This is a genomic window from Paenarthrobacter sp. PAE-2, assembly GCF_026013155.1.
Classification (GTDB): Bacteria; Actinomycetota; Actinomycetes; order Actinomycetales; family Micrococcaceae; genus Arthrobacter; species Arthrobacter ureafaciens.
Genome location: NZ_JAPDNV010000006.1, coordinates 127,270 through 151,840, shown reverse-complemented (window position 1 = coordinate 151,840; position 24,571 = coordinate 127,270). Strand labels below are relative to the sequence as shown.

General features: G+C 62.4%; 15 protein-coding genes. 12 read left to right on the top strand and 3 right to left on the bottom strand.

What is annotated here, in order from left to right; genetic code table 11:
* Positions 1-51 precede the first annotated feature (51 nt).
* The 4 genes from OCL88_RS05625 to rplL all read left to right on the top strand — a co-directional run bounded on the left by OCL88_RS05625 (position 52) and on the right by rplL (position 3,677).
* Complete coding sequence (locus OCL88_RS05625; RefSeq protein WP_264961863.1) at positions 52-1,176, top strand: GNAT family N-acetyltransferase; 1,125 nt, start codon at positions 52-54, stop codon at positions 1,174-1,176.
* Complete coding sequence (locus tag OCL88_RS05620; protein ID WP_264961862.1) at positions 1,155-2,324, top strand: GNAT family N-acetyltransferase; 1,170 nt, start codon at positions 1,155-1,157, stop codon at positions 2,322-2,324. Before OCL88_RS05625 ends, OCL88_RS05620 begins: the two co-directional genes overlap by 22 nt.
* A gap of 296 nt (positions 2,325-2,620) precedes the next feature.
* Complete coding sequence (rplJ, locus tag OCL88_RS05615; protein WP_166183614.1) at positions 2,621-3,220, top strand: 50S ribosomal protein L10; 600 nt, start codon at positions 2,621-2,623, stop codon at positions 3,218-3,220.
* A gap of 76 nt (positions 3,221-3,296) precedes the next feature.
* Entirely contained in the window at positions 3,297-3,677 is a 381-nt protein-coding gene (rplL, locus tag OCL88_RS05610; protein WP_166183612.1) for a 50S ribosomal protein L7/L12, read from the top strand.
* A 118-nt stretch (positions 3,678-3,795) separates the two neighbouring features.
* On the opposite strand, the gene OCL88_RS05605 is transcribed toward rplL, so the two are convergent.
* On the bottom strand, positions 3,796-4,272 hold the full coding sequence (locus OCL88_RS05605) for an aminoacyl-tRNA deacylase (RefSeq protein ID WP_264961861.1): 477 nt from the start codon (positions 4,270-4,272) through the stop codon (positions 3,796-3,798).
* Between the two features lie 14 nt (positions 4,273-4,286).
* Positions 4,287-5,483, bottom strand: a complete 1,197-nt coding sequence (locus OCL88_RS05600; protein WP_166183608.1) for an acetyl-CoA C-acetyltransferase — start codon at positions 5,481-5,483, stop codon at positions 4,287-4,289.
* A gap of 413 nt (positions 5,484-5,896) precedes the next feature.
* On the opposite strand from OCL88_RS05600, the gene rpoB reads away from it, so the two are divergent.
* The 8 genes from rpoB (at position 5,897) to OCL88_RS05560 (ending at position 22,854) form a co-directional block, all read left to right on the top strand.
* Positions 5,897-9,403, top strand: coding sequence for a DNA-directed RNA polymerase subunit beta (rpoB, locus tag OCL88_RS05595; RefSeq protein ID WP_031216553.1), 3,507 nt, complete (start codon positions 5,897-5,899; stop codon positions 9,401-9,403).
* Positions 9,404-9,504: 101 nt separating this feature from the next.
* Positions 9,505-13,404 carry a DNA-directed RNA polymerase subunit beta' gene (locus OCL88_RS05590; protein WP_264961860.1) on the top strand — a complete coding sequence of 1,300 codons (3,900 nt, stop codon included), beginning with the start codon at positions 9,505-9,507 and terminating at the stop codon, positions 13,402-13,404.
* A gap of 417 nt (positions 13,405-13,821) precedes the next feature.
* Positions 13,822-14,196: a 30S ribosomal protein S12 gene (rpsL, locus tag OCL88_RS05585; RefSeq protein WP_009358312.1), complete on the top strand. Its 375-nt coding sequence runs from the start codon at positions 13,822-13,824 to the stop codon at positions 14,194-14,196.
* Position 14,197: 1 nt separating this feature from the next.
* Positions 14,198-14,668 (top strand): 30S ribosomal protein S7, encoded by a 471-nt coding sequence (gene rpsG / locus OCL88_RS05580; protein ID WP_021472399.1) that lies wholly within the window; start codon positions 14,198-14,200, stop codon positions 14,666-14,668.
* A gap of 69 nt (positions 14,669-14,737) precedes the next feature.
* Positions 14,738-16,852 carry an elongation factor G gene (gene fusA / locus OCL88_RS05575; protein ID WP_166183604.1) on the top strand — a complete coding sequence of 705 codons (2,115 nt, stop codon included), beginning with the start codon at positions 14,738-14,740 and terminating at the stop codon, positions 16,850-16,852.
* 232 nt (positions 16,853-17,084) lie between these two features.
* Positions 17,085-18,275 carry an elongation factor Tu gene (gene tuf, locus OCL88_RS05570; protein ID WP_021472401.1) on the top strand — a complete coding sequence of 397 codons (1,191 nt, stop codon included), beginning with the start codon at positions 17,085-17,087 and terminating at the stop codon, positions 18,273-18,275.
* A 105-nt stretch (positions 18,276-18,380) separates the two neighbouring features.
* Complete coding sequence (locus tag OCL88_RS05565; protein ID WP_264961859.1) at positions 18,381-22,703, top strand: hypothetical protein; 4,323 nt, start codon at positions 18,381-18,383, stop codon at positions 22,701-22,703.
* Between the two features lie 25 nt (positions 22,704-22,728).
* Entirely contained in the window at positions 22,729-22,854 is a 126-nt protein-coding gene (locus OCL88_RS05560) for a hypothetical protein (protein WP_021472403.1), read from the top strand.
* Positions 22,855-22,909: 55 nt separating this feature from the next.
* Here the strand turns inward: OCL88_RS05560 and OCL88_RS05555 are convergent, their stop codons facing one another.
* Positions 22,910-24,349 (bottom strand): GH1 family beta-glucosidase, encoded by a 1,440-nt coding sequence (locus OCL88_RS05555; protein ID WP_264961858.1) that lies wholly within the window; start codon positions 24,347-24,349, stop codon positions 22,910-22,912.
* Positions 24,350-24,571 lie beyond the last annotated feature (222 nt).

Here is a 24,571-nt window from a genome sequence, read left to right as displayed (position 1 = left end):
GGCGGGGTCTTGTACCGCCTGACCGCGGGCCCTACACCTAGGCTGTGGGGCGTGGCGTCGTCGAACCTTATGAACAGCGGCGAATTAAACAACGCGGGACCAACCGTGGAGCGGATCAACGCCCCGGACGGTCCCGGGGCGCGCGTCACTCCGGACTTCAGGGCCTTCCATGAACTGGGCGTACGCCACGAACTGGCCCTGTGGGGCACTGCGGACCGGGCCGCCACCCTTGAGGAGGACATAGCCTTCTGGCAGGGAAACGAATACGAAGAACGTCACGTCTACGTGGCACGTCTCGAGGGGCGGATTGTCGGCTGCGGCACGTTGACGCTTCCCTTGAGCGAAAATACGACGACGGCGGGCATACACGTCCTGGTGGACGCACCTTTTCGTCGCCGCGGTTTCGGGTTGGTGATCCTGGGGGTATTGGAGGGCGTGGCCCAAGACCGTGACCGGAGTTCCTTCGACGGTTACTGCGGTGAGCCAATCGCGCCCGTGCTGGCGGGCGTGCCTCTATTGGAAGCCGCATCAGGCAGTGGCGGTGTGCCCCGGGACAGCGCCTCAACCCGCTTCGCCGTTCACTGCGGCTACTCGCTGGAACAGGTGGAGACCAACAGCAGCCTGGCGCTGCCCTTTGACGCGACGCAGATCGACGCCCTGGAGGCGGACGCCCGGTCCCGTTCCACGGCTTACAGTGTCATCACGTGGTCGGATCGTTGCCCGGATGAGTTTGTTGAAGCCTATGCGCGGCTCAAGAGCCTTATGAGCACGGAAGTTCCCATCGCCGGACTGGGGTGGGAAGGCGAAGCATGGGATGCGGCAAGGGTACGGCAGGAAGAAGCTACCTGGCGTGCGGGCGGTTTGGACGCGTTGGTTTCCGTGGCCCGGCACAACGACTCAGGGGAATTGGCTGCCTATACCGCGCTGGTTCATCGGGAGGCCATGCCGGCGGTGATATTCCAGGAGGACACCCTCGTGGACCCGGTCCATCGGGGACACCGTTTGGGAATGCTGGTGAAAGTTGCCAACCTGCGCAAAGCAGTGCTGGCCTGGCCTGCAGGTACGTCCGTCATGACATGGAATGCCAGTGAAAACCAGCATATGCTGGCCATTAATATCGCCTTGGGATTCAAACCTTACGGCTTTGAAGGCGAATGGCAGAAACGGTTGGTATGACTTTAGAAGAGGCGAAGACCGTCGAGGTTGAGCAGGCATGGGTTCCCGACAACCTGGACAGCCCGGACGCCAAGGACTTCCTCGACGCCGTCGAGGTTGCCCGGCGGGTGCGGATGCAGACATGGGGGAGTGACGACCTCGCCTACACGCCGCTGGAGAAAATGCTGGAGTTCTCCGATCCCTACGAACGCCAGATCATCTTGGTCGCCAAAGTGGATGGCAAAATCGTAGGAACCATAGACATCGCCTTGCCATTGGTTGACAACATCGACCTGGCCGAATTCACCTTGGATGTCCTGCCCGAATACCAGCGCAGGGGCGTGGGCCGCCACCTCCTTGAAGCCGCGGAACAGCTCGCCCGGGCAGAGGGCCGCACCATGGTTTTGGTGGACACCAACCACCCGGCAACGTCCCTGACCGAGATTCCGGAAGACCAGCTCATTCCCGGCACCGGGCCGGGCTTCGTTCCTGTCAGTAGCCGTGAGGTGGACTTCGCACAGCGGGCGGGCTATACGTTGCAGCACATAGAGCAGTTCAGCTCCTGTGTCCTTCCGCTGGATTCCAAGTTGGTGGGAGATCTCCAGGCCGAAGCCGAGGAAGCCAACGCCGGCCGCTACGCGTTGCACCATTGGACTGACCGCTGCCCTGAGCGGTTGCTCGAGGGCGTGGCGGAGCTGGAGAACGCAGCCGGCGAAGTGGTCCACGGCGACGACGAGGACGACGAGCCGGCCGGGGCGGACACCGGCATGGTCTTCGACGCTGCGGTATTGCGGGAAACGGAAGACGCAGCCATGGCGCAGGGAAGGCGGACGGTTGTTACCGCCGTCGAGCATGTTGCCACCGGGAAGCTGGTGGGCCTGACCACCATCAGCGTTCTGGCCCACCGCCAGGACGTCGTCTTCCAGGATGACACCTTGGTCCTGCAGGAGCACCGGGGGAACAAGCTGGGGCTCCTGATCAAGGTGGCCAACATGGAACGCCTGAGTGAGCAGTTCCCGGACGCCAGGGTGATCTACACGTGGAACGCGCCGGAGAACCGATACCTCCTGACGGTTAACAAGCAGTTGGGATTCACGACGGCGGGAGTCACCGGACTGTGGCAAAAGGAACTGCCGCGCCGCTCGGCCGGGGCGACCACATCGGACTAGGGGGCCGATTTGGAGTTCGCATGCCGTCTCCCGTAACCTTGAATTACCAAAGACCGTCGGTTGATGGGAATCCACCCTTTCGAGCAAAGCTCAGCTCTGTAGCTACGCCCGTGAGAACAAGGTGAATTTCTTGACGAAGGACCCTGACATAGGGCGGCCAACGCAGGTGAACGAGTTGAGTCTCCACAGTAAAGCTGTGTTGAGCCAAGCCCCGTGCATCTGCGCGGGGCGTTTTTAGTTTTAGCTCTCGTGAGCGGGGACCCGGAAGACCGGCTTTATTCCCCGGAAGGAGGGTTATGACAACGCCTAGCAAGGTCTCCGCAGTTGCAGAGATCACCAACGATTTCAAGGAATCGACTGCGGCTGTCCTGACCGAATACCGTGGGCTCTCTGTTGCGCAGCTCAAGGAACTCCGTGTTGCTCTCGGCCAGGACACCAAGTTCTCGGTCGTCAAGAACACCCTGAGCGCCATTGCAGCCAAGGAAGCTGGTGTCGATGCATTCGACGGCCAGCTCGCCGGCCCCACTGCGATCGCCTTCATCAAGGGCGACGCCGTTGCTGCTGCAAAGAGCCTGACGGACTTTGCCAAGGCCAACAAGCAGCTGGTCATCAAGACCGGCCTGTTCGAAGGCAAGGCACTGGACGCTGAGGGTGTCGCCGCACTGGCTGCCCTCGAGTCCCGCGAGTTCCAGCTTGCACGTGTTGCCGGTGTCCTCAAGGCTCCTGCATCCGCTGCTGCACGCATCATCGATGCCCTGCGCCTCAAGCTTGAAGAAGAGGGCGGCGCACCTGCACCGGCCGCTGAAGAAGCACCGGCTGAAGAGGCTGCAAGCGAGGAAGCTCCGGCTGCTGAAGAAGCACCGGCTGCTGCCGAAGCTGCAACCGAAGAGAACTAAGTTCTCCCCCCAATCAAACTCCGGTGCACGGAACGGCAAGTTCCGGACCAGCACCACCTAATGGAAGGACGCCACCATGGCGAAGCTCAGCAACGAAGAGCTCATTGAAGCTTTCAAGGAACTGACCATCATCGAGCTCTCCGAGTTCGTCAAGCTCTTCGAAGAGACCTTCGAAGTTACTGCTGCTGCTGTTGCAGTTGCAGGCCCGGCTGCCGGCGGCGCCGGTGCTGAAGCTGCTGAAGAGAAGACCGAATTCGACGTCATCCTCGAAGCAGCCGGCGACAAGAAGATCGCAGTGATCAAGGAAGTTCGCGCCATCACCTCCCTCGGCCTCAAGGAAGCCAAGGACCTGGTTGACGGTGCACCGAAGGCTGTTCTCGAAGGCGCCACCAAGGAAGCCGCAGAGAAGGCAAAGGCTCAGCTCGAAGAAGCTGGCGCAACGGTTACCCTCAAGTAACTCGTTCTGCTTTGGGAAGCCCCGTCCGGTTCGCCGGGCGGGGCTTCCTGCTGTTAAAGCACCCAACCAGGTCGCATTTGTGCGCGTTTTGAGGGCTCAGAACGCGCACAAATGCGACCTAATTGGGTTCGCTGATGTCTGCCACGACGGCGTTCAGCGCCGCCGTCAGCGCGTCGGCATCCACAAAGGCGCTGCGCCCGTGTGCACCGGCCCCCATCGAGATCCGGCGGCCCGCGATCGAGGCGTCAGCATAGACAGGCCAGGCGTTCGTGCTGCCCAGGGGAGTGATGGTCCCGCGTTCGTAGCCGGTAGCTTCCAGCGCTACGTCCGCAGCCGGCAGCGAGAGTTTGTTGACACCCACCAAGGCACGCAGCTTCGGCCATGAGATCTGCCGGTCGCCGGGAATGAGCGCGAAAAGGAACGTGCCGTCCCTGTGTTTGACCACGAGGGACTTCACGATGTCAGCGGGAGTGATTCCGAGGATGCTCGCCGCTTCTTCCAAGCTGCGGGCTGCCGGACGTTCGACGACGTCCACGTCCAGTCCGCGGGCGGCGGCATCATCCAGGAATCGTTGGGCGCCGTTGGCGTGGGCCATGGTCCGGGCCTCCCTTAGTCGCGGTACAGGAGGAGGGCTTCGCCTTGGCCTCCGCCGCCGCACAGGGATACGGCGGCCTTGCCGGTTCCCCTCCGTCGGAGCTCATGCGCTGCGTGCAGGGCCAGGCGGGCTCCGGAGGCACCGATGGGGTGGCCCAGGGCAATCGCTCCTCCGTGGATGTTGCACTTTTCCAGAGGGTATTGGAGGTCCTTGAGGGACTGGACGGCAACGGACCCGAAGGCCTCATTGATCTCTATGAAATCCAGGTCTTCGGCAGCCCAGCCGGCCTTCTTCAAAGCCTGTGCAATGGCGTTGGAAGGCTGCGAGTGCAGGGAATTGTCCGGTCCGGCCACCTGCCCCGGCTTGCCCACGACGGCAAGGTATTCGAGGCCGTTGTCCTTGGCGAAGCGGCGACTGGTCAACACCAGTGCGGAGGCGCCGTCGGACAGGGGAGAGGAGTTGCCGGCAGTAATGGTTCCGTCCGTGGCGAAGGCGGCCTTGAGCGGGGCGAGCGTTTCCAGCGTGGTGTTGGGCCGGATCCCCTCATCCGAGGTCAGCACCACGGGATCTCCCTTGCGCTGCTTGACGCTGAGGGGCGCAATTTCGACGTCGAAGATTCCCGCCTCCGCTGCGGCGGCGGCGCGTTGGTGGGAAGCCGCGGCCACCTCGTCCTGGGCACGCCGGTCAATGCCGAGCGTTACGTTCTTCGATTCCGTGGAGAGTCCCATCGACTGCCCGTCGAAAGCATCCGTCAGGCCGTCGTGTGCGGCGACGTCCAGGGCCTGGACTGCTCCGTAGGTCCAGCCCTGGCGTGAACCGGGCAGGAGGTGCGGAGCACGCGTCATGGACTCTTGTCCGCCGGCCACAACTACCGTGGCATCTCCGGCGCGGATCATCCGGGCAGCGTCGATGACCGCCGTGAGCCCGGACAGGCAGACCTTGTTGATGGTTACGGCCGGGATATTCCAGCCAACTCCTGCGGCTATGGCACTCTGCCTGGCGGGGTTCTGGCCGGCGCCTGCCTGCAATACCTGTCCCATGATGACGGCGTCCACCTGCTCGGCCTTGACGCCGCTCGCCGTTAGGGCTCCGCTGATCGCGTGGGCACCAAGTTCGACGGCGGTGAAGCCCGCCAACTGCCCGTTGAGGCGGCCCTGCGGGGTCCGGGAACCTGCAAGGATGACAACGTCATTGTCGTCGGAGTTTGTCATGGTCTCTCTTCCGGTCCGGTTGTATTACGTCCTAGGCTATCGCGCGGCGGGCGCTCAGGAACCCGGCGTGGAAAGCCACTCTTCCGGAAGACCTGCCCGGGGCCGTGGAGCGCCTTCGCTTTGGTGCCTGCAGCAACGGTGCTTGCAATCCCGGACGATCTGGGGTAGACAGAAAGGCTACTTTGCCGTATCGTAGATATTTGCGTCTTCCCTGTTAACCTTCAGCCTTCATATAGCGGTGGGCTTTACATCTCAGCTGCGTCAATCGGCATGCCGTCCAAGGCGTGCATTTACCTTTTGCGGGCTGGGTCCGGGTCATATAGCGGAACCGGATTAAGTATGCCGCGGAGAACTCCGCGGGATGCAAACGGGGGAGATCTGAAAACGCCTGAAGGTCTGTGGAAGGATCCCTCTTGGTCGCCTCGAGCACCTCTAATAACGAAACCGCTAACACGGCAAGCACCGATGGTGCCACCCGCCGCCTCTCATTCGCAAAGATTCACGAACCGCTGGATGTTCCGAATCTTCTCGCCCTGCAGACAGACAGCTTTGACTGGCTGGTCGGAAACGAACGCTGGCAGGCGCGGGTGGCGAAGGCTGTCGAGGAGGGCGACCTCAGCGTCGCCACCACCTCCGGACTTGCCGACATCTTCGAAGAGATTTCCCCGATCGAGGACTTCCAGGGCACCATGTCCCTGAGCTTCTCCGAGCCGGAGTTCGCTGATCCGAAGTACACCATGGCCGAATGCAAAGACCGTGACGCCACTTACTCGGCTCCCTTGTACGTCAAGGCCGAGTTCATGAACAACAACACGGGCGAAATCAAGCAGCAGACCGTGTTCATGGGCGACTTCCCGCTCATGACCGAAAAGGGAACGTTCGTCGTCAACGGCACCGAGCGTGTTGTTGTTTCCCAGTTGGTCCGTTCGCCCGGCGCCTACTTCGAGCGCGCTGCAGACAAGACCAGTGACAAGGACATCTTCACCGCGAAGATCATCCCGTCCCGTGGTGCTTGGTTCGAGCTCGAAATCGACAAGCGCGACCAGGTCGGTGTTCGCCTCGACCGTAAGCGCAAGCAGTCCGTTACCGTCCTGCTGAAGGCCCTTGGCTGGACCGAAGGCCAGATCCTCGAAGAGTTCGGCCAGTACGACTCCATGCGTGCAACGCTGGAGAAGGACGCCACCGAGACCCGCGAAGACGCCCTGCTGGACATCTACCGCAAGCTGCGTCCGGGCGAGCCGCCCACAGTCGAGGCTGCCCAGTCCTTGCTGGACAACCTGTACTTCAACCCCAAGCGCTACGATCTGGCCAAGGTTGGCCGTTACAAGATCAACCGCAAGCTGGGCATCGACCGCTCCCTTGGTGACAAGGAAGCTTCGGTCCTGCACGTTGAAGACATCGTCGCCATGATCAAGTTCCTCGTTGCGCTGCACGCCGGCGAGAAGACCATCATGGGCAAGCGCGACGGCGAAGACCACGAGCTCCGCGTCGAGATCGACGACATCGACCACTTCGGCAACCGCCGCATCCGCGCCGTTGGCGAACTGATCGAAAACCAGGTCCGCACCGGCCTGTCCCGCATGGAGCGCGTCGTCCGCGAACGCATGACCACGCAGGATGTCGAAGCCATCACGCCGCAGACCCTGATCAACATCCGCCCGGTTGTTGCAGCCATCAAGGAGTTCTTCGGAACCTCCCAGCTGTCGCAGTTCATGGACCAGAACAACCCGCTGTCGGGTTTGACCCACAAGCGCCGCCTGTCGGCCCTTGGCCCGGGTGGTCTGTCCCGTGACCGCGCAGGCATGGAAGTCCGTGACGTTCACCCGTCCCACTACGGACGTATGTGCCCCATCGAAACTCCTGAAGGCCCGAACATCGGCCTGATCGGTTCGTTGGCTTCCTACGGCCGCATCAACCCGTTCGGCTTCATCGAAACCCCGTACCGCAAGGTCACCAACGGTGTTGTTTCCGACGACGTCGAATACCTCACCGCAGATGACGAGGCCGAGGTCCTGATCGCACAGGCCAACGCTCCGCTGGATGCAGACAAGCGCTTCTCCGAAGAGACCGTTCTTGTCCGTGCCCGTGGTGGTGGAGGCGAGCCCGTGCTGGTTCCCGCCGAGGATGTCCAGTACATGGACGTTTCCCCGCGCCAGATGGTGTCCGTGGCAACGGCCCTGATCCCGTTCCTCGAGCACGACGACGCCAACCGCGCACTCATGGGTGCCAACATGCAGCGCCAGGCTGTGCCGCTGGTCCGTTCCGAGGCTCCGTTCGTGGGCACCGGCATGGAGCGCGCCGCAGCTGTTGACGCCGGAGACGTTGTCATCGCCAAGAAGGCCGGTGTGGTAACCGAGGTTTCCGCCGAGCTGGTTGTCATGCTCAATGACGACGGCACGGAAACCAACTACCGCATCAACAAGTTCGCCCGCTCCAACCAGGGCAACTGCTACAACCACCGCGTCCTGGTCAACGAAGGCCAGCGCCTGGAAGTTGGCGGCATCATCGCTGACGGCCCGGCAACGGACCAGGGTGAACTTGCCCTCGGCAAGAACCTGCTCGTGGCATTCATGTCATGGGAAGGCCACAACTTCGAGGACGCCATCATCCTGTCCCAGCGCATCGTCGCTGAAGACGTTCTGTCCTCCATCCACATCGAGGAGCACGAGATCGATGCCCGCGACACCAAACTTGGTGCCGAGGAAATCACCCGTGACATCCCCAACGTGTCCGAGGAAGTCCTGGCAGGCCTGGACGAGCGCGGCATCATCCACATCGGTGCCGAGGTTGAGGCAGGCGACATCCTGGTCGGAAAGGTCACCCCGAAGGGTGAAACCGAACTGACTCCGGAAGAGCGCCTGCTCCGCGCGATCTTCGGTGAGAAGTCCCGCGAAGTCCGCGACACCTCCCTGAAGGTGCCCCACGGCGAGTCCGGTACGGTCATCGGCGTGCGCGTCTTCGACCGCGACAACGACGACGAACTGCCCCCGGGCGTGAACCAGCTGGTCCGCGTCTACGTTGCAGCCAAGCGCAAGATCACCGACGGTGACAAGCTCGCCGGCCGCCACGGCAACAAGGGTGTTATCTCCAAGATCCTCCCGGTCGAGGACATGCCCTTCCTTGCAGACGGTACCCCGGTGGACATCGTCCTGAACCCGCTTGGTGTTCCGGGCCGTATGAACGTCGGCCAGGTCCTGGAAACCCACCTCGGTTGGGTTGCCAAGACCGGTTGGAAGATCGAAGGCGAGCCGGAGTGGGTCAAGAACCTCCCGAACCTGCCTCGTGAAACCGGCCAGACCACCGTTGCCACCCCGGTGTTCGACGGCGCCCGCGAAGAGGAAATCACGGGCCTGCTTGACTCCACCAACGTGACCCGCGACGGCGACCGCCTGATCGACTCCTCCGGCAAGACGCGTCTGTTCGACGGCCGTTCCGGCGAGCCGTTCCCGGACCCGATCTCCGTGGGTTACATGTACATCCTGAAGCTCCACCACCTGGTGGACGACAAGATCCACGCGCGTTCCACCGGCCCGTACTCCATGATCACGCAGCAGCCGCTGGGTGGTAAGGCACAGTTCGGTGGCCAGCGCTTTGGTGAAATGGAAGTGTGGGCGCTCGAAGCTTACGGCGCCGCTTACACCCTTCAGGAACTCCTCACGATCAAGTCGGATGACATCCACGGCCGCGTGAAGGTCTACGAAGCCATCGTCAAGGGCGAGAACATCCCCGAGCCTGGCGTCCCCGAGTCCTTCAAGGTCTTGATCAAGGAAATGCAGTCGTTGTGCCTGAACGTGGAAGTTCTTTCCACCGACGGAACCACGATCGAAATGCGTGACTCTGATGACGCAGTCTTCACGGCTGCGGAAGAACTGGGCATCGATCTGTCTCGCGCAGAGCCCAGTTCCGTAGAAGAGGTCTAGCAGCCGCTCCGGCGGGTGGTGCCAGCACCGCCCGCCGGGCAGCTCCCTCTTTCCGTAACCAAGACTTCAGAATTTAGAGAACAAGAGAGAACAGGGACCATATGTCCAGCGAATCCTCCTTCGGCCTCATGCAGATCGGCCTCGCCACCGCGGAAGACATCCGTGGCTGGTCTTACGGTGAGGTCAAGAAGCCGGAAACCATCAACTACCGCACTCTCAAGCCTGAGAAGGACGGTCTTTTCTGCGAGAAGATCTTCGGACCTTCCCGTGACTGGGAATGCTACTGCGGCAAGTACAAGCGCGTCCGCTTCAAGGGCATCATCTGTGAGCGTTGTGGCGTTGAAGTCACCCGCGCCAAGGTGCGCCGTGAGCGCATGGGCCACATCGAGCTCGCCGCTCCCGTCACCCACATCTGGTACTTCAAGGGCGTTCCGTCGCGCCTTGGCTACCTCCTGGACCTGGCTCCGAAGGACCTCGAGAAGGTCATCTACTTCGCTGCCTACATGATCACCAGCGTTGACGAGGAAAACCGCCACGCTGAACTGCCGAACCTCCAGGTCGAGCACGACCTCGAGAAGAAGCAGCTGATCGACAACCGCGACAGCGACATCGCCCAGATCGCCCGCGACCTTGAAGACGAGCTTGCCCGTCTTGAGGGCGAGGGTGCCAAGGGTGCGGATAAGAAGAAGGCCCGCGACTCCGCGGACCGCCAGATGGCGAACGTCCGCAAGCGCGCCGACGCCGACATCGAGCGCCTTGAGCAGGTCTGGGACCGCTTCAAGAACCTCAAGGTCGCCGACCTCGAAGGTGACGAGGGCCTGTACCGCGAACTGCGTGACCGTTACGGCATGTACTTCGAGGGCTCCATGGGTGCCGAAGCCATCAAGAAGCGTCTTGAGACCTTCGACATGCAGGCTGAGGCTGAGTCCTTGCGCGATGTCATCCAGAACGGCAAGGGCCAGCGCAAGACCCGCGCCCTGAAGCGCCTCAAGGTTGTCAACGCGTTCCTCACCACGAACAACAGCCCGCTCGGCATGGTTCTCGACGCCGTCCCGGTGATCCCGCCGGAACTGCGCCCGATGGTCCAGCTGGACGGTGGCCGCTTCGCGACCTCCGACCTCAACGACCTCTACCGCCGTGTGATCAACCGCAACAACCGCCTCAAGCGCCTGCTTGACCTCGGTGCTCCGGAGATCATCGTCAACAACGAGAAGCGCATGCTTCAGGAAGCTGTTGACAGCCTCTTCGATAACGGCCGTCGTGGCCGTCCCGTCACTGGCCCGGGCAACCGTCCGCTGAAGTCCCTGAGCGACATGCTCAAGGGCAAGCAGGGCCGTTTCCGCCAGAACCTGCTCGGTAAGCGTGTTGACTACTCCGGCCGTTCGGTCATCGTCGTCGGCCCGCAGCTGAAGCTGCACCAGTGCGGCCTGCCGAAGCAGATGGCCCTGGAGCTCTTCAAGCCGTTCGTGATGAAGCGCCTGGTTGACCTCAACCACGCACAGAACATCAAGTCGGCAAAGCGCATGGTCGAGCGTTACCGCCCGCAGGTCTGGGACGTGCTGGAAGAGATCATCACCGAACACCCGGTGCTGCTCAACCGTGCACCTACCCTGCACCGCCTTGGTATCCAGGCCTTCGAACCGCAGCTTGTTGAAGGTAAGGCAATTCAGCTTCACCCGCTGGTTTGTGGCGCCTTCAACGCTGACTTCGACGGCGACCAGATGGCAGTCCACCTGCCGCTGAGCCCGGAAGCCCAGGCCGAAGCCCGCATCCTGATGCTGTCCTCGAACAACATCCTGAAGCCGTCCGATGGCCGCCCGGTCACCCTGCCTTCGCAGGATATGATCATCGGCCTGTACCACCTGACCACCAAACGCGTCGGCTCCGCCGGCGAGGGCCGCGTGTTCTCCTCGGTGTCGGAAGCCATCATGGCCTACGATGCCCGCGAACTGCACCTGAACTCCCAGGTGAAGATCCGTCTGGAGAACTTCGTTCCCTACGCAGGTTGGGAAGCTCCGGAAGGTTGGGAGCCCGGTCAGCCGGCTCTCGTTGAAACCTCCCTCGGCCAGGTCATCTTCAACCAGACCCTGCCTGAGGACTACCCCTGGGTTGAGGCTGTTGCGGACAAGGGCGAACTGTCCCGGATCGTCAACGACCTCGCAGAGCGCTACCCGAAGGTTGTTACTGCAGCAACGCTGGACAACCTGAAGGACGCCGGTTTCTACTGGGCTACCCGCTCGGGCGTCACCGTGGCCATCTCCGACATCGAGGTTCCGGACACCAAGCCGGGCATCCTTGCCGGTTACGAGAACATGGCTGCCAAGATCCAGGGCCAGTACGACAAGGGCCTGATCGACGACGACGAGCGTCGCCAGGAACTGATCGAGATCTGGAACAAGGCAACCAACGAGATCGCCCAGGCGATGCGCGACAGCCTGTCCCCGATGAACACCATCAACCGCATGGTGTCCTCCGGGGCACGTGGTAACTGGATGCAGGTCCGCCAGATCGCGGGTATCCGTGGTCTTGTGGCCAACCCGAAGGGTGAAATCATCCCGCGTCCGATCAAGTCCTCCTACCGTGAGGGCCTGTCGGTGCTGGAATACTTCATCGCCACGCACGGTGCCCGTAAGGGTCTGGCCGATACCGCTCTCCGTACCGCCAACTCGGGTTACCTGACCCGTCGTCTGGTGGACGTCTCGCAGGATGTCATCGTCCGCGAAGAGGACTGTGGTACCGAGCGCGGCCTGGTCACGCCGATCGCAGTTCCGGACTCCAACGGCGAGTTGGTCCTGGACGAGAACGTCGAGAACAGCGCCTACGCACGTACGCTGGCTGTCGACGTCGTCGATGCCCAGGGCAACGTCCTGGCACCGGCCGGCACCGACTGCGGCGACGTCGTGATCGGCCAGCTGCTTGCAGCCGGCATCACCGAGGTCAAGGTCCGCTCCGTTCTCACCTGTGAGTCCAAGGTCGGCACTTGTGCCCTGTGCTACGGCCGTTCGCTGGCAACCGGCAAGACCGTGGACATCGGAGAGGCCGTCGGCATCATTGCCGCACAGTCGATCGGTGAGCCCGGTACCCAGCTGACCATGCGTACGTTCCACACCGGTGGTGCTGTATCCGCAGGTGGTGGCGACGACATCACCCAGGGTCTGCCCCGTATCCAGGAACTGTTCGAAGCCCGTACTCCGAAGGGTGTGGCACCGATTGCGGAAGCAGCCGGCCGCATCACCATCGAAGAGTCCGAGCGCCAGATGCGCCTTGTGATCACTCCGGACGACGGTTCCGAAGAGATCGCCTACCCGGTACTGCGCCGGTCCCGCCTCCTCATCGAAGACGGCGACCACGTGAGCGTCGGCCAGAAGCTGATCAACGGTCCGGTGGACCCGAAGCAGGTTCTGCGCATCATGGGTCCGCGTGCAGCACAGAAGTTCCTTGTGGACGAAGTGCAGGGTGTGTACCGCAGCCAGGGTATTGGTATCCACGACAAGCACGTCGAGGTTATCGTCCGCCAGATGCTGCGCCGCGTTACGGTCATCGAGTCCGGTGACTCCGACCTCCTGCCGGGTGAACTGGCAGAGCGCACGCGCTTCGAGGAAGAGAACCGCCGCGTCGTGTCCGAGGGCAAGGCACCGGCTTCCGGTCGTCCGGAACTCATGGGTATCACCAAGGCTTCCTTGGCCACCGAGTCCTGGCTGTCCGCAGCTTCCTTCCAGGAGACCACCCGCGTCCTGACGCAGGCGGCCATGGAAGGCAAGAGCGATCCGCTGCTCGGCCTCAAGGAAAACGTCATCATCGGTAAGCTCATCCCGGCTGGTACGGGTCTGCCGCGCTACACGCAGGTCAGTGTGGAGCCGACGGAAGAAGCAAAGGCAAGCCTGTTCACGGGCCCCAGCGCTTTCACCGACTTCTCCTATGACGCCCTGGGTGGGGACGGTGCCCCCGAGTTCCACGCCATCCCGCTGGATGACTACGACCTCGGCAACGACTTCCGCTGATTGCAGCGTTAGTTATTGACTGAACGCCGGGCCCCGCATTCTTCGGAGTGCGGGGCCAGGCGCGTTAACGGCCGCTCCGCCGCAACGCGGGGGAGTGGAGGACGACGGCGGCACCCGGCTTCCGCCGTCGTCCTCCATACACCCGATTAAGGCGTGAGATCAAGCCGTGCTAGACTTTATGTAATTGTTCTGTGTGGCAGTGGATGAAGGCCGCCGCAGCATCATTTTGGTTTTGTTCTCATGGTGTTGGGTGTGGAGTCTGTTTCCGGGTTGCGGGCAACTTGCGCAACGAATGCCGCACTTTTGCACGCCTACCGGAAGTTCCGGCCGGCCGCATGAGCAACGCCAAAGTTCCCACATGTGCACCGGCTGGCGCCTGTGCGTGGGGGCAGAGATCAAACAACGGAGAACACGAAAGTGCCTACGATTAACCAGCTGGTCCGCAAGGGCCGCACGCCGAAGGTCTCCAAGACCAAGGCTCCCGCGCTGAAGGGCAGCCCGATGCGCCGCGGTGTTTGCACCCGCGTCTACACCACCACTCCGAAGAAGCCGAACTCGGCCCTTCGTAAGGTCGCACGTGTGCGCCTTAACGGTGGCGTGGAAGTTACCGCCTACATCCCCGGCGTTGGCCACAACCTGCAGGAGCACTCCATCGTGCTCGTCCGTGGTGGTCGTGTGAAGGACCTCCCGGGTGTCCGCTACAAGATCGTCCGCGGCGCCCTCGACACCCAGGGTGTCAAGAACCGCAAGCAGGCCCGCAGCCGCTACGGCGCAAAGATGGAGAAGAAGTAATATGCCTCGCAAGGGTCCGGCCCCGAAGCGGCCGCTCGTTTCAGATCCCGTCTACGGCTCCCCGTTGGTCACCCAGCTGATCAACAAGGTCCTGATTGACGGCAAGAAGTCCACCGCAGAGCGCATCGTTTACGGTGCACTCGAAGGTGCCCGCGCCAAGACGGGCGGCGACCCCGTCGCAGCCCTGAAGAAGGCCATGGACAACGTCAAGCCTTCCCTGGAAGTGCGCTCCCGCCGTGTTGGTGGCGCCACCTACCAGGTTCCGGTTGAGGTCAAGCCGGGTCGCTCCACCGCCCTCGCGCTGCGTTGGCTCGTGGGCTACTCCAAGGCCCGCCGCGAAAAGACGATGACCGAGCGCCTCCAGAACGAAATCCTGGATGCCTCGAACGGTCTCGGTGCCGCTGTCAAGCGTCGCGAAGACACTCACAAGATGGCCGAGTCCAACAAGGCCTTCGCACACTACCGCTGGTAAAACTTCCCGGACGCCGCCGGCTCCACCGAGCCGGCGGCGGACGTGCAGTCCATCCGAAAGGGAGACCCCGTGGCACAGGACGTGCTTACCGACCTTAACAAGGTCCGCAATATCGGCATCATGGCCCACATCGATGCCGGCAAGACCACCACTACCGAGCGCATCCTGTTCTACACGGGTGTGAACCACAAGATCGGCGAAACGCACGACGGTGCTTCGACGACCGACTGGATGGAACAGGAAAAGGAACGCGGCATCACCATCACGTCCGCGGCCGTGACCTGTTTCTGGAACAAGAACCAGATCAACATCATCGACACCCCGGGCCACGTGGACTTCACGGTTGAGGTTGAGCGCTCCCTGCGCGTCCTCGACGGTGCAGTTGCAGTGTTCGACGGCAAGGAAGGCGTGGAGCCGCAGTCCGAGACTGTTTGGCGCCAGGCTGACAAGTACAACGTTCCGCGTATCTGCTTCGTCAACAAGATGGACAAGCTGGGCGCTGACTTCTACTTCACCGTAGACACCATCATCTCCCGCCTCGGTGCCAAGCCGCTGGTCATGCAGCTGCCGATCGGCGCCGAGAACGACTTCGTTGGCGTCGTCGACCTCCTTGAAATGCGCGCACTGGTTTGGCCGGGCGACGCCAAGGGCGACGTGACCATGGGTGCTTCCTACGAGGTTCAGGAAATTCCTGCCGACCTCAAGGAAAAGGCCGAGGAATACCGCGCACAGCTCGTTGAGACTGTTGCCGAAGCTTCCGAGGAACTCATGGAGAAGTACCTCGAAGGTGAAGAACTCACCCTCGAGGAGCTCAAGGCCGGCATCCGCAAGATGACCATCAACTCCGAGCTCTACCCGGTCTTCTGTGGTTCTGCTTTCAAGAACCGCGGTGTCCAGCCGATGCTCGACGCCGTCGTGGACTTCCTGCCGAACCCGCTCGACGTTCCGGCGATGATCGGTCACGATCCCCGCGACGAAGAGAAGGAACTGACCCGTAAGCCTTCCGCTGACGAGCCGTTCTCCGCTCTTGCGTTCAAGATTGCTGCCCACCCGTTCTTCGGCCAGCTCACCTTCATCCGCGTGTACTCCGGTCACGTTGATTCCGGTGCGCAGGTGGTCAACTCCACCAAGGGCAAGAAGGAACGTATCGGCAAGCTCTTCCAGATGCACGCCAACAAGGAAATGCCTGTTGAGGGCGCTACCGCCGGCCACATCTACGCTGCGATCGGCCTGAAGGACACCACCACCGGTGACACCCTCTGCGATCCCGCCAACCAGATCGTCCTCGAGTCCATGAGCTTCCCGGAGCCCGTGATCTCTGTTGCGATCGAGCCGAACACCAAGGGTGACCAGGAGAAGCTCTCCACGGCTATCCAGAAGCTCTCCGCTGAGGACCCGACCTTCCAGGTCTCCCTCAACGAAGAAACCGGCCAGACTGTTATCGCGGGTATGGGTGAACTCCACCTCGACATCCTCGTTGACCGTATGCGCCGCGAATTCAAGGTTGAGGCCAACGTCGGCAAGCCGCAGGTTGCTTACCGCGAAACCATCAAGCGCGCTGTGGAGAAGGTTGACTTCACCCACAAGAAGCAGACTGGTGGTTCGGGTCAGTTCGCAAAGGTCCAGGTCTCCTTCGAGCCCTTGGAAACCACGGACGGCACCTTCTACGAGTTCGAAAACAAGGTCACCGGTGGCCGTATTCCGCGTGAATACATCCCCTCCGTTGACGCTGGTATCCAGGACGCCATGCAGTTCGGTATCCTGGCCGGCTACCCGATGGTGGGCGTCAAGGCGATCCTGCTCGACGGTGCTTACCACGATGTCGACTCCTCTGAAATGGCGTTCAAGATCGCCGGCTCCCAGGTGTTCAAGGAGGGTGCCCGCAAGGCCAACCCTGTCTTGCTCGAACCCCTGATGGCCGTCGAGGTCCGTACCCCTGAGGAATACATGGGTGACGTGATCGGCGACCTCAACTCCCGCCGTGGCATGATCCAGTCCATGGAAGATGCTGCAGGCGTGAAGGTTGTTCGTGCGAACGTTCCGCTGTCCGAAATGTTCGGCTACATCGGCGACCTGCGGTCCAAGACCCAGGGCCGTGCTGTGTACTCGATGACGTTCGACAGCTACGCGGAGGTCCCGAAGGCAGTAGCCGACGAGATCATCCAGAAGACCCGCGGCGAGTAATCACCCGGTAGCGGATGCAATTCCGGTACCCGGGAAGGCATCTCAGCGCGAGTGGCGGGGCCACGGCGAAGGTCGTGGCCCGGCCCCTGCGCGAACAGACTCCAGGAACTAGTATTGGTTCCTGAATCTGAAATTTCACCAAAACCAAGCCCCCAAGTAGACTTGCTAGAGTTTCTGCCGCGAAAAGCGCGGCCGAGGAGCACGTCACTTGAAATCGTTCTAGGAGGAACCTGTGGCAAAGGCAAAGTTCGAGCGGACTAAGCCGCACGTCAACATCGGCACCATTGGTCACGTTGACCACGGTAAGACGACGCTGACTGCCGCCATTTCCAAGGTGCTGTACGACCAGTACCCGGATCTCAACGAGCAGCGCGACTTCGCGTCCATCGACTCTGCTCCGGAAGAGCGCCAGCGCGGTATTACCATCAACATCTCCCACGTGGAGTACCAGACCGAGAAGCGTCACTACGCACACGTTGACGCCCCGGGTCACGCTGACTACATCAAGAACATGATCACCGGTGCTGCCCAGATGGACGGCGCAATCCTCGTGGTTGCTGCAACCGATGGTCCGATGGCTCAGACCCGTGAGCACGTTCTGCTCGCCCGCCAGGTTGGTGTTCCCTACCTGCTGGTCGCACTGAACAAGTCCGACATGGTTGAGGACGAGGAACTCCTCGACCTCGTTGAAATGGAAGTTCGTGAGCTCCTGAGCTCGCAGGGCTTCGACGGTGACGACGCTCCTGTCGTTCGCGTTTCCGGTCTCAAGGCCCTGGAAGGCGACCCGGTTTGGGTCAAGTCCGTCCAGGACCTGATGGCAGCTGTCGACGAGTCCGTTCCGGACCCCGTACGTGACCGCGACAAGCCGTTCCTGATGCCGATCGAGGACGTCTTCACCATCACCGGCCGTGGCACCGTTGTTACGGGCCGCGCCGAGCGTGGCACCCTCGCCATCAACTCCGAGGTCGAGATCGTTGGCATCCGCCCGATCCAGAAGACCACGGTTACCGGTATCGAGATGTTCCACAAGCAGCTCGACGAAGCATGGGCCGGCGAGAACTGTGGCCTGCTGCTCCGTGGCCTCAAGCGCGACGATGTCGAGCGTGGCCAGGTTGTCGTCAAGCCGGGTTCCATCACCCCGCACACCGACTTCGAGGCAAACGTCTACATCCTTTCCAAGGACGAAGGCGGACGTCACAACCCGTTCTACTCGAACTACCGCCCGCAGTTCTACTTCCGTACGACGGACGTTACCGGCGTTATCACCCTGCCTGAGGGCACGGAAATGGTTATGCCCGGCGACAACACTGAGATGACCGTTGAGCTCATCCAGCCGATCGCTATGGAAGAGGGCCTCGGCTTCGCTATCCGTGAAGGCGGCCGCACCGTTGGTTCGGGACGTGTTACCAAGATCATCAAGTAGTTTCTGCTTGTCGATCGGGCGAGTCTCCGGCTGACGGAGATTACCCACAGAAGAACCCCATCGCTTCGGCGGTGGGGTTTTTCTTTGTTATAATTTCTCTATCGAATGGATAAACCGGGTGGCCTGCCCGGACTCACCTTTGGAGTTGCCGTGCTGGGGTTCCTGACCGTCGTCGTCTTGCTGTTCCTTGCGGGCCTTAGCGCCGGGGCCTACGCCCTCGGTATGGCCCGGGGCCGCCGTGTTGCAGGCTCACGGAGCAGCGGGGTGAAGGACGACGTCGATGCGTACCGTGCGGCATACCTCGCGGGGCATCTGGCTGGCTGGCAAGACGCCGTAGCCAAGACGGCGCAAGCGAAGCAGGGCGAGCCGGCCCTCCCGCAGACTGTCCAGCCGACAGCGGCTGCTGCCCCATCGGTGGGGACGCAAGCTGCCCCCGTGCGTCCTGCCCCCGGGCGTCCTGTCCCCGTGCCGCCTGCGGCACCGCGCCCGGTTCACGGATCCCCGGTGCAGGGTTACTCGCTCTACGAGCCGCTGCGTCCGGCTGCCGGGTTCGCTCCGCCCCAGGGTGCCGTGCCGCAACGCGTAGTGCTTCCAGCCCCCATACCCAAACCTCCCGGAGGTCCCGGGCACCTGCAGCCGCCACCGCAAGCTGCGCCGCCGTGGCAGGGTGAGACTCCCCAACAGTCTGCCCAGCGCAAAGAGAAGCGCGACCGGCAAAACATCAACATCACCCTCTATGTGGCGAGCCTCCTCTTGGTGGCCGCCGGGGCACTTTTTGTGGGTACGAGCCTGCCTGAGTCCCTTCGCTTTGTTGCCATTTGGCTTATCACGGTCCTCTTCTATGCCGCAGGACTGGTGCTTCACCCACGCGTTCCGCGTCTCCGCCCCGCAGCAATGGCCTTCACCGGAACAGGCTTGGCGCTGGTCCCTGTTACCGGCCTGGCCATGTACAGCTTCGCTTTGCACAACGGGCCCCTCGCATGGCTGGTGACCTCGGTACTCGGCACGATTGCCTACGTCTATGCGGCGATCCGTTTGGATAACAAGGTCCTGGCAGCCCTCTCGCTCAGCTTTGTGGTTTCCACGGCATGGTCAGGTGTTTCCGTGCTGGGAGGGGCGCTCGTGTGGTATTTCACGGCCCTGATTGGCGTCGCCGTTTTGCTAACCTTGGCGGCCATCTTGCGCCCGCGGTGGATTCCACCTCTTTACATACGTCCACTGATGGCGCTGCATCCGTTTGTGGTTCCTGCGGTGGGTGTAGCCGCCACGTTGACTCCCAACCTCATGGCCAAGGGGGAGTACTCCCTTGTGATGGCGATGTGCGGCACCTATTTCGCTGTCATGCTGTGGGTTCCTGACCTGAAGTTCCGAACGTTGTACTTCTACGCCGCCAGGGCAGCGTTCTCCCTCGCCATCATCGCCGTGGTGTGGGATGCCACGGGAGAGGTCAGCCAGGCTTTGCTGGCAGCGGTCCTATGCCTCGGGATTCAGGCTCTCATTCTGGCTTTCGGCGGGCAGCGGATATCTCCCAAGACGTGGTGGACGGACGCTGTCTCATGCCTGGGCCTGCAGCTCGTGGTGGCCCTTGTCCTCGCGATCGTGCTCGCGTTCAGTACCTCGGAACTACCCGCGTACACGGCCTTCTACGTCGTCTTGGCAACCTCAATGCCGCTGGGGTGGAAGCTACGCGGGGGAGTGGCTTTTGCCCCGGCAGCCGTCGTTGCCTCCGCCTCGGCCCTGGCCCCCATGCTGGGCGCGTGGCCACTCTTCGCGATGTTCGCTTCCTCGGGTCTGTTTTGGTTCGGCCTGGCGCTGCGAGCCCAGGGTGTGTACCGCAAGGCGCTTGTGCTTTCCGGGCGGATTGCCCTTAGCCTCGCAGTTCCCTTCCTCATCACCGCGCTTTACCCGGAACGTCCGGACGCTGCCGCCCTAACCGCTCTTGCATTGGTTGTTGTGTGCGCTGCCCAGCAAGTACTTGGCGCTGCGTTCGAGCGCTGGGGGGTTGGTCTACTGGCCCCGCAAATCAGCGCCTTGGCGTTTGGCGGTGTGGGCATCACCGCTCTGGCGGTCCTTACCGTCCTGGACAAAGCGCCCGGTCATCCGGTCGTGGCGGCAGGAGCGTTCGCGGTCCTGGCGGGCGGTCTTGTGGCCGGCATGCTCGCGTTTCCCCCTGTATCTCCGGCGGGCAGGGCGAGCCGGGCGGGCAGCGGGGCGTCGGAGTCATGGCGCCCGAACGGGATGGAGTTCCTGGCACCTGCCGCTGGCATGGTCTCCGCGGTAGTCGGTGCTGCGGTGGTTTCCCGGGGTCTCGGGAACCTTGCGCTGTTGGCCCTTGCGACGTACTTCGCTGTCACTGCCTTGCGCCTTCCCGCATCCATGCATCGCCGGTGCTACTGGTGGCTCGCGCGGGCAACCGCCACAGTGCTGGCTGCTTCGGTTTACCTGGATCTCTCCAGTGCGGGCTACGCACTTTCCGTGGGCGGTGAGGAGGCAGCGCTCGCAACGGTCATCGTCTGGGTGCTCGGCGCGCAATTGGTGGCGGTAGTGGTGGCAGGCCGCAAGGCGATGTCCTTGGGCCTGCTGATGGTTGATGCGGGCGTGCTGTTGGCCTTGATGTCGATCGCCACCGCCGCCCTGAGGTTCCCCGCGTTGCTGCATTCTGCACCGCACGACGGGTGGCAGCCCGGAGCCGCAGCCATCATCACCGCAGCGGCGGCTCTCGTCGCCGCCGTCATGCTGCGTAAGCACCGTTTGGCATGGCTGTTGGCTCCTGCCGCCATGCACCTTTTGCTTGTTCGCGGGCACAATGTCCGCGATGTTGAAGTCCTGCTGGGGCTCTTTACCACCTACGCAGGCTTCATGGTGGCGCTGACGCGCGAAGCACGATTGCGCGGAGCCTATCTTCTGGCAGGCCGCGTGCTTTTCACGGCCTTCGCCGCGATTGTGGTCGCTGACGCCACCGAATCCGCAGCAGCTGCTTCATTGGCACTGGCCGGTCTCGTCTTCATCCAGATCGCACTGCATCCCATCGTCCGGCGGCGTTTCGACGGCTCGCCGTTACTGGAGGAAGCCTTGTGGGCGGGGCTCGTTGTCCAGCTGCTGCTTCCGTGCTGGTACCTTTGGGCCCGGGATTTCGACGGCGGTGGACGCTGGGTGGTTCTGTGCGAACTGACCCTGGCCATCGTTGCAGCAGCAATCGTGTGGCGGGACCAGCGCCATGCAGCGGCGTTGTACGCCGGAGTGTTTGCCGTGGCCGGGGTGGTTGTAGGCGCCGGTCCCGCGTTGACCTTTCCCTCGGGTACTTGGCTACACCAGGCCGTCCTCAGTGAACTCCACGTGCCGGCCGTGCTCTTGGGGCTGGCTGCTGGCCTCACTGCGCTAAGGGTCTTCCTCGGCCGCTTGAGTACAAGCCCCGCCGGCTCGCAGCTGAAGTGGACCTGGTTCGCCAGCGCTTTGTTCTTCGCATCGGTGGCCGGCATCTTCTCGGTCGATGCCAGCCGCATCCTTTCGGGTCTGGCCGTCCTGACCGTGGCCCTCGTCTTCTATGCAGCTTCGCATCTGGAGGACCGTCCCCGTTTCTACGCCGCGGCCGCGTCCACAACACTGGTCGGGGCGGTAACGGGCGTCGAGGGGTGGCTGAACGAATCCGGGGCTACTACGGCATTTACCGGCGCGTGGCCTGACCTCTTGCCCTGGCTCGTCGGGGGAGTTGGGACGGGCTTGATCCTCTACGTATGGCGGCTGCTGGGTGGGCCGGCCATCACGGCCGAGCCGTGGAGGCGCTACTCGCTCTCAGCGACAACCGGGGCAGGGCTTCTGGCCACGGCCATCCTTGGGCTGGTGCATGACGAAACCGCCTTCACTGGTGCATTCCTGACGGCGGCAGCCGCGGTCCTTCTGGTGGTGGAAATTCCCGTAGGGAAGCATCTGGCCGCCGAGGTGGGAACCGTGGTGGTTCTTGTAGCTTTCCAGCGGGCGGTGATCTTTGTGGACAGCATCAGGCCGGACTGGTTCTGGGCTTCCCAGTGGTTCGTTGTGGCCGGCGCAGTTTTGGCAGGCCTGCGCTACAAGCAGAAGCAGCGCTCGGCCGGGCGGTTGAGGCTGGGGATGGCTTCCGGGATCCTGTCCCTCAGTTCTTTGGCGACCATCTTTGCTGGGACACCGTCGCAACAAATCTACGTTCTGGCGGCGCACGCGGTCCTCCTCGGGGCCGGGCTGTTGTTGTCCGAGCGGCTATTCGTCGGCTGGGGTGCCGTGGGCGTGGCAGCGAGCGTGATGTGGGCCCTGCGTTCGTATGCCTTTGCGATGCTGGCACTTGTTGCCATTGGGCTGATCGTCCTGGCTGTCTGGCGTCTGAACCGTCGGCCCCAAGAGCCGGGCGTGGTTGGCCCGAAGGGCGGGGAGCACACGCACGACCGAGTCGGATAGTGTTGCTCCCAAAGAGAGGATCACCATGGAATTCCTGATTTTTCTGGTCGTTATCGCAGCCATCGCCGGCTCTGTTGTGTGGGGCCGGAAGTACTTCCGGCACGAAATAGACCGGGCGAAGCGGATCAACCGGGCCAACAAGAACAAATAGCACTCCGGGGGCATAGCATTGTACGCTCCCGGACAGGGGTTTTAACCCGCTTGGACTACAGCTGTTGTTCGCGGCGGCGCGCCCGTTCCAAGGACCGCAGCCAGTAGAACGACTCTTTGGGCGTTCGTTCCAAGGTGTCGAAGTTCACGTGAACCAAGCCGAAACGCTGCGAATAACCCGCGGCCCACTCAAAGTTGTCCATCAACGTCCACACGTAGTAGCCGCGGAGGTCGATTCCCTCAGCGTCCCCACCCGGGCCTGTTGCCGTTAGCGCGTGGCCCAGGTGCTCTGCCAGGTACGTAATCCTGTTGGTGTCCTGGAGCGGGCTGGTCACGTGGTCGGGCTCGGGGAAGCTTGCGCCGCCTTCCGTGATGTAAACGGGTGGAAGTACCTCCCCGTACCTTTGCTGCATTTCCTGCAAAAGGGTGGTCAACTGATCCGGCGCCTCAGGCCATCCGAATCCGGTGGTCTCATATTCGTCGTATACCGCAAGATGGAACGGCACGTTCACCATCTCCTGTGCAGCTCCAGTCGGGATTTCGGCAGGACCGGAGCCGGACGCAACCTTGAGCGGGTAGTAGTAGTTGAGGCCGTAGAAGTCCAACGGCTGGCTAATGATCTTCAAGTCGTCATCCTGCACAGGGCCCAAGGAACGGAACAGTGGCGAAAGGGCCAGCGGCGGCTTCGGGTATTCGCCCAGGAGGATGGCGTCGGCATAGATGCGGTTGAGGATCATGTCGAGGGCATCGGACATGAGTCGGTCGGAAAGCTTGTTGCTGGCCGGCCGAACGGGCGAATGCATGTTGGAAATGCCGATCTGGCCGGAAACGCCGGCAGCCCGCAGTGCCTGGACCGCGAGCCCATGGCCGAGCAACTGGTGATGGGCTGCCGGGAGGCAATCGAACAGAAGCTGGTTGCCGGGGGAGTGGGCGCCCAGTGCGTAGCCCTGCAAGGTCACTGAGACAGGCTCATTCACGGTTACCCACGAATCGACCCGATCGCCGTACCGCTCGGCAACGATCGCGCTGTACTCGGCAAAACGATGGGCGGTCTCACGGTTCAGCCAGCCGCCGGCATGTTCCAAGGGAAGCGGCGTGTCCCAGTGGTAGACGGTCACCATGGGAGAGATCCCGGCGGCCAGCAGCTTATCGATCAGCCGGTCGTAGAACTCAAGGCCACGGGGATTGACGGCGCCCTTCCCCTCCGGCTGGATCCGCGGCCACGACAAGGAGAACCGGTAGGAATCGACGCCGAGCTCCTGCATCAGGGCGATGTCTTCGTCCGCACGGTTGTAATGATCGCAGGCGATCGCGGGAGAGCCGCCGTCGACGATTGTTCCCGGCTTCTCCGCGAAGGCGTCCCATCCTGCAGGGCCCCGGCCATCCGCAGTCAAGCTGCCTTCGATCTGGAAGGCTGCGGTCGCGACGCCCAAGGTGAAACCGGGACGGAGGCGTGCCGCCAAATCCTCTACGGAACCCGTATCCTGGACAGTCATGCATTTATCATCCATAGCTGCTGCCGCCACTGGCAATGGGCCGCGAGCCCTCGATTAGCCTTTGGTCCATATTTCCGGCATACTGGATGAGTTGTTCAAGCGCTTCTTCGTGTCCCGATTCGGATAATGCCGGATGTCAGGGTCCAAGCTGAAGCCCAAACATAACCCTGAACCCCATGGAATGCGGTCGAGTTTGCGTGAAAATCGCGACACGCCCGACCG

Bases quoted from the DNA above. Each gene is read 5' to 3' on its own strand.
- OCL88_RS05620 (WP_264961862.1), top strand. From the start codon at position 1,155: ATGGCAGAAACGGTTGGTATGACTTTAGAAGAGGCGAAGACCGTCGAG.
- rplJ (WP_166183614.1), top strand. From the start codon at position 2,621: ATGACAACGCCTAGCAAGGTCTCCGCAGTTGCAGAGATCACCAACGAT.
- rplL (WP_166183612.1), top strand. From the start codon at position 3,297: ATGGCGAAGCTCAGCAACGAAGAGCTCATTGAAGCTTTCAAGGAACTG.
- OCL88_RS05605 (WP_264961861.1), bottom strand. From the start codon at position 4,272: ATGGCCCACGCCAACGGCGCCCAACGATTCCTGGATGATGCCGCCGCC.
- OCL88_RS05600 (WP_166183608.1), bottom strand. From the start codon at position 5,483: ATGACAAACTCCGACGACAATGACGTTGTCATCCTTGCAGGTTCCCGG.
- OCL88_RS05590 (WP_264961860.1), top strand. From the start codon at position 9,505: ATGTCCAGCGAATCCTCCTTCGGCCTCATGCAGATCGGCCTCGCCACC.
- rpsG (WP_021472399.1), top strand. From the start codon at position 14,198: ATGCCTCGCAAGGGTCCGGCCCCGAAGCGGCCGCTCGTTTCAGATCCC.
- OCL88_RS05565 (WP_264961859.1), top strand. From the start codon at position 18,381: ATGGATAAACCGGGTGGCCTGCCCGGACTCACCTTTGGAGTTGCCGTG.
- OCL88_RS05560 (WP_021472403.1), top strand. From the start codon at position 22,729: ATGGAATTCCTGATTTTTCTGGTCGTTATCGCAGCCATCGCCGGCTCT.
- OCL88_RS05555 (WP_264961858.1), bottom strand. From the start codon at position 24,349: ATGACTGTCCAGGATACGGGTTCCGTAGAGGATTTGGCGGCACGCCTC.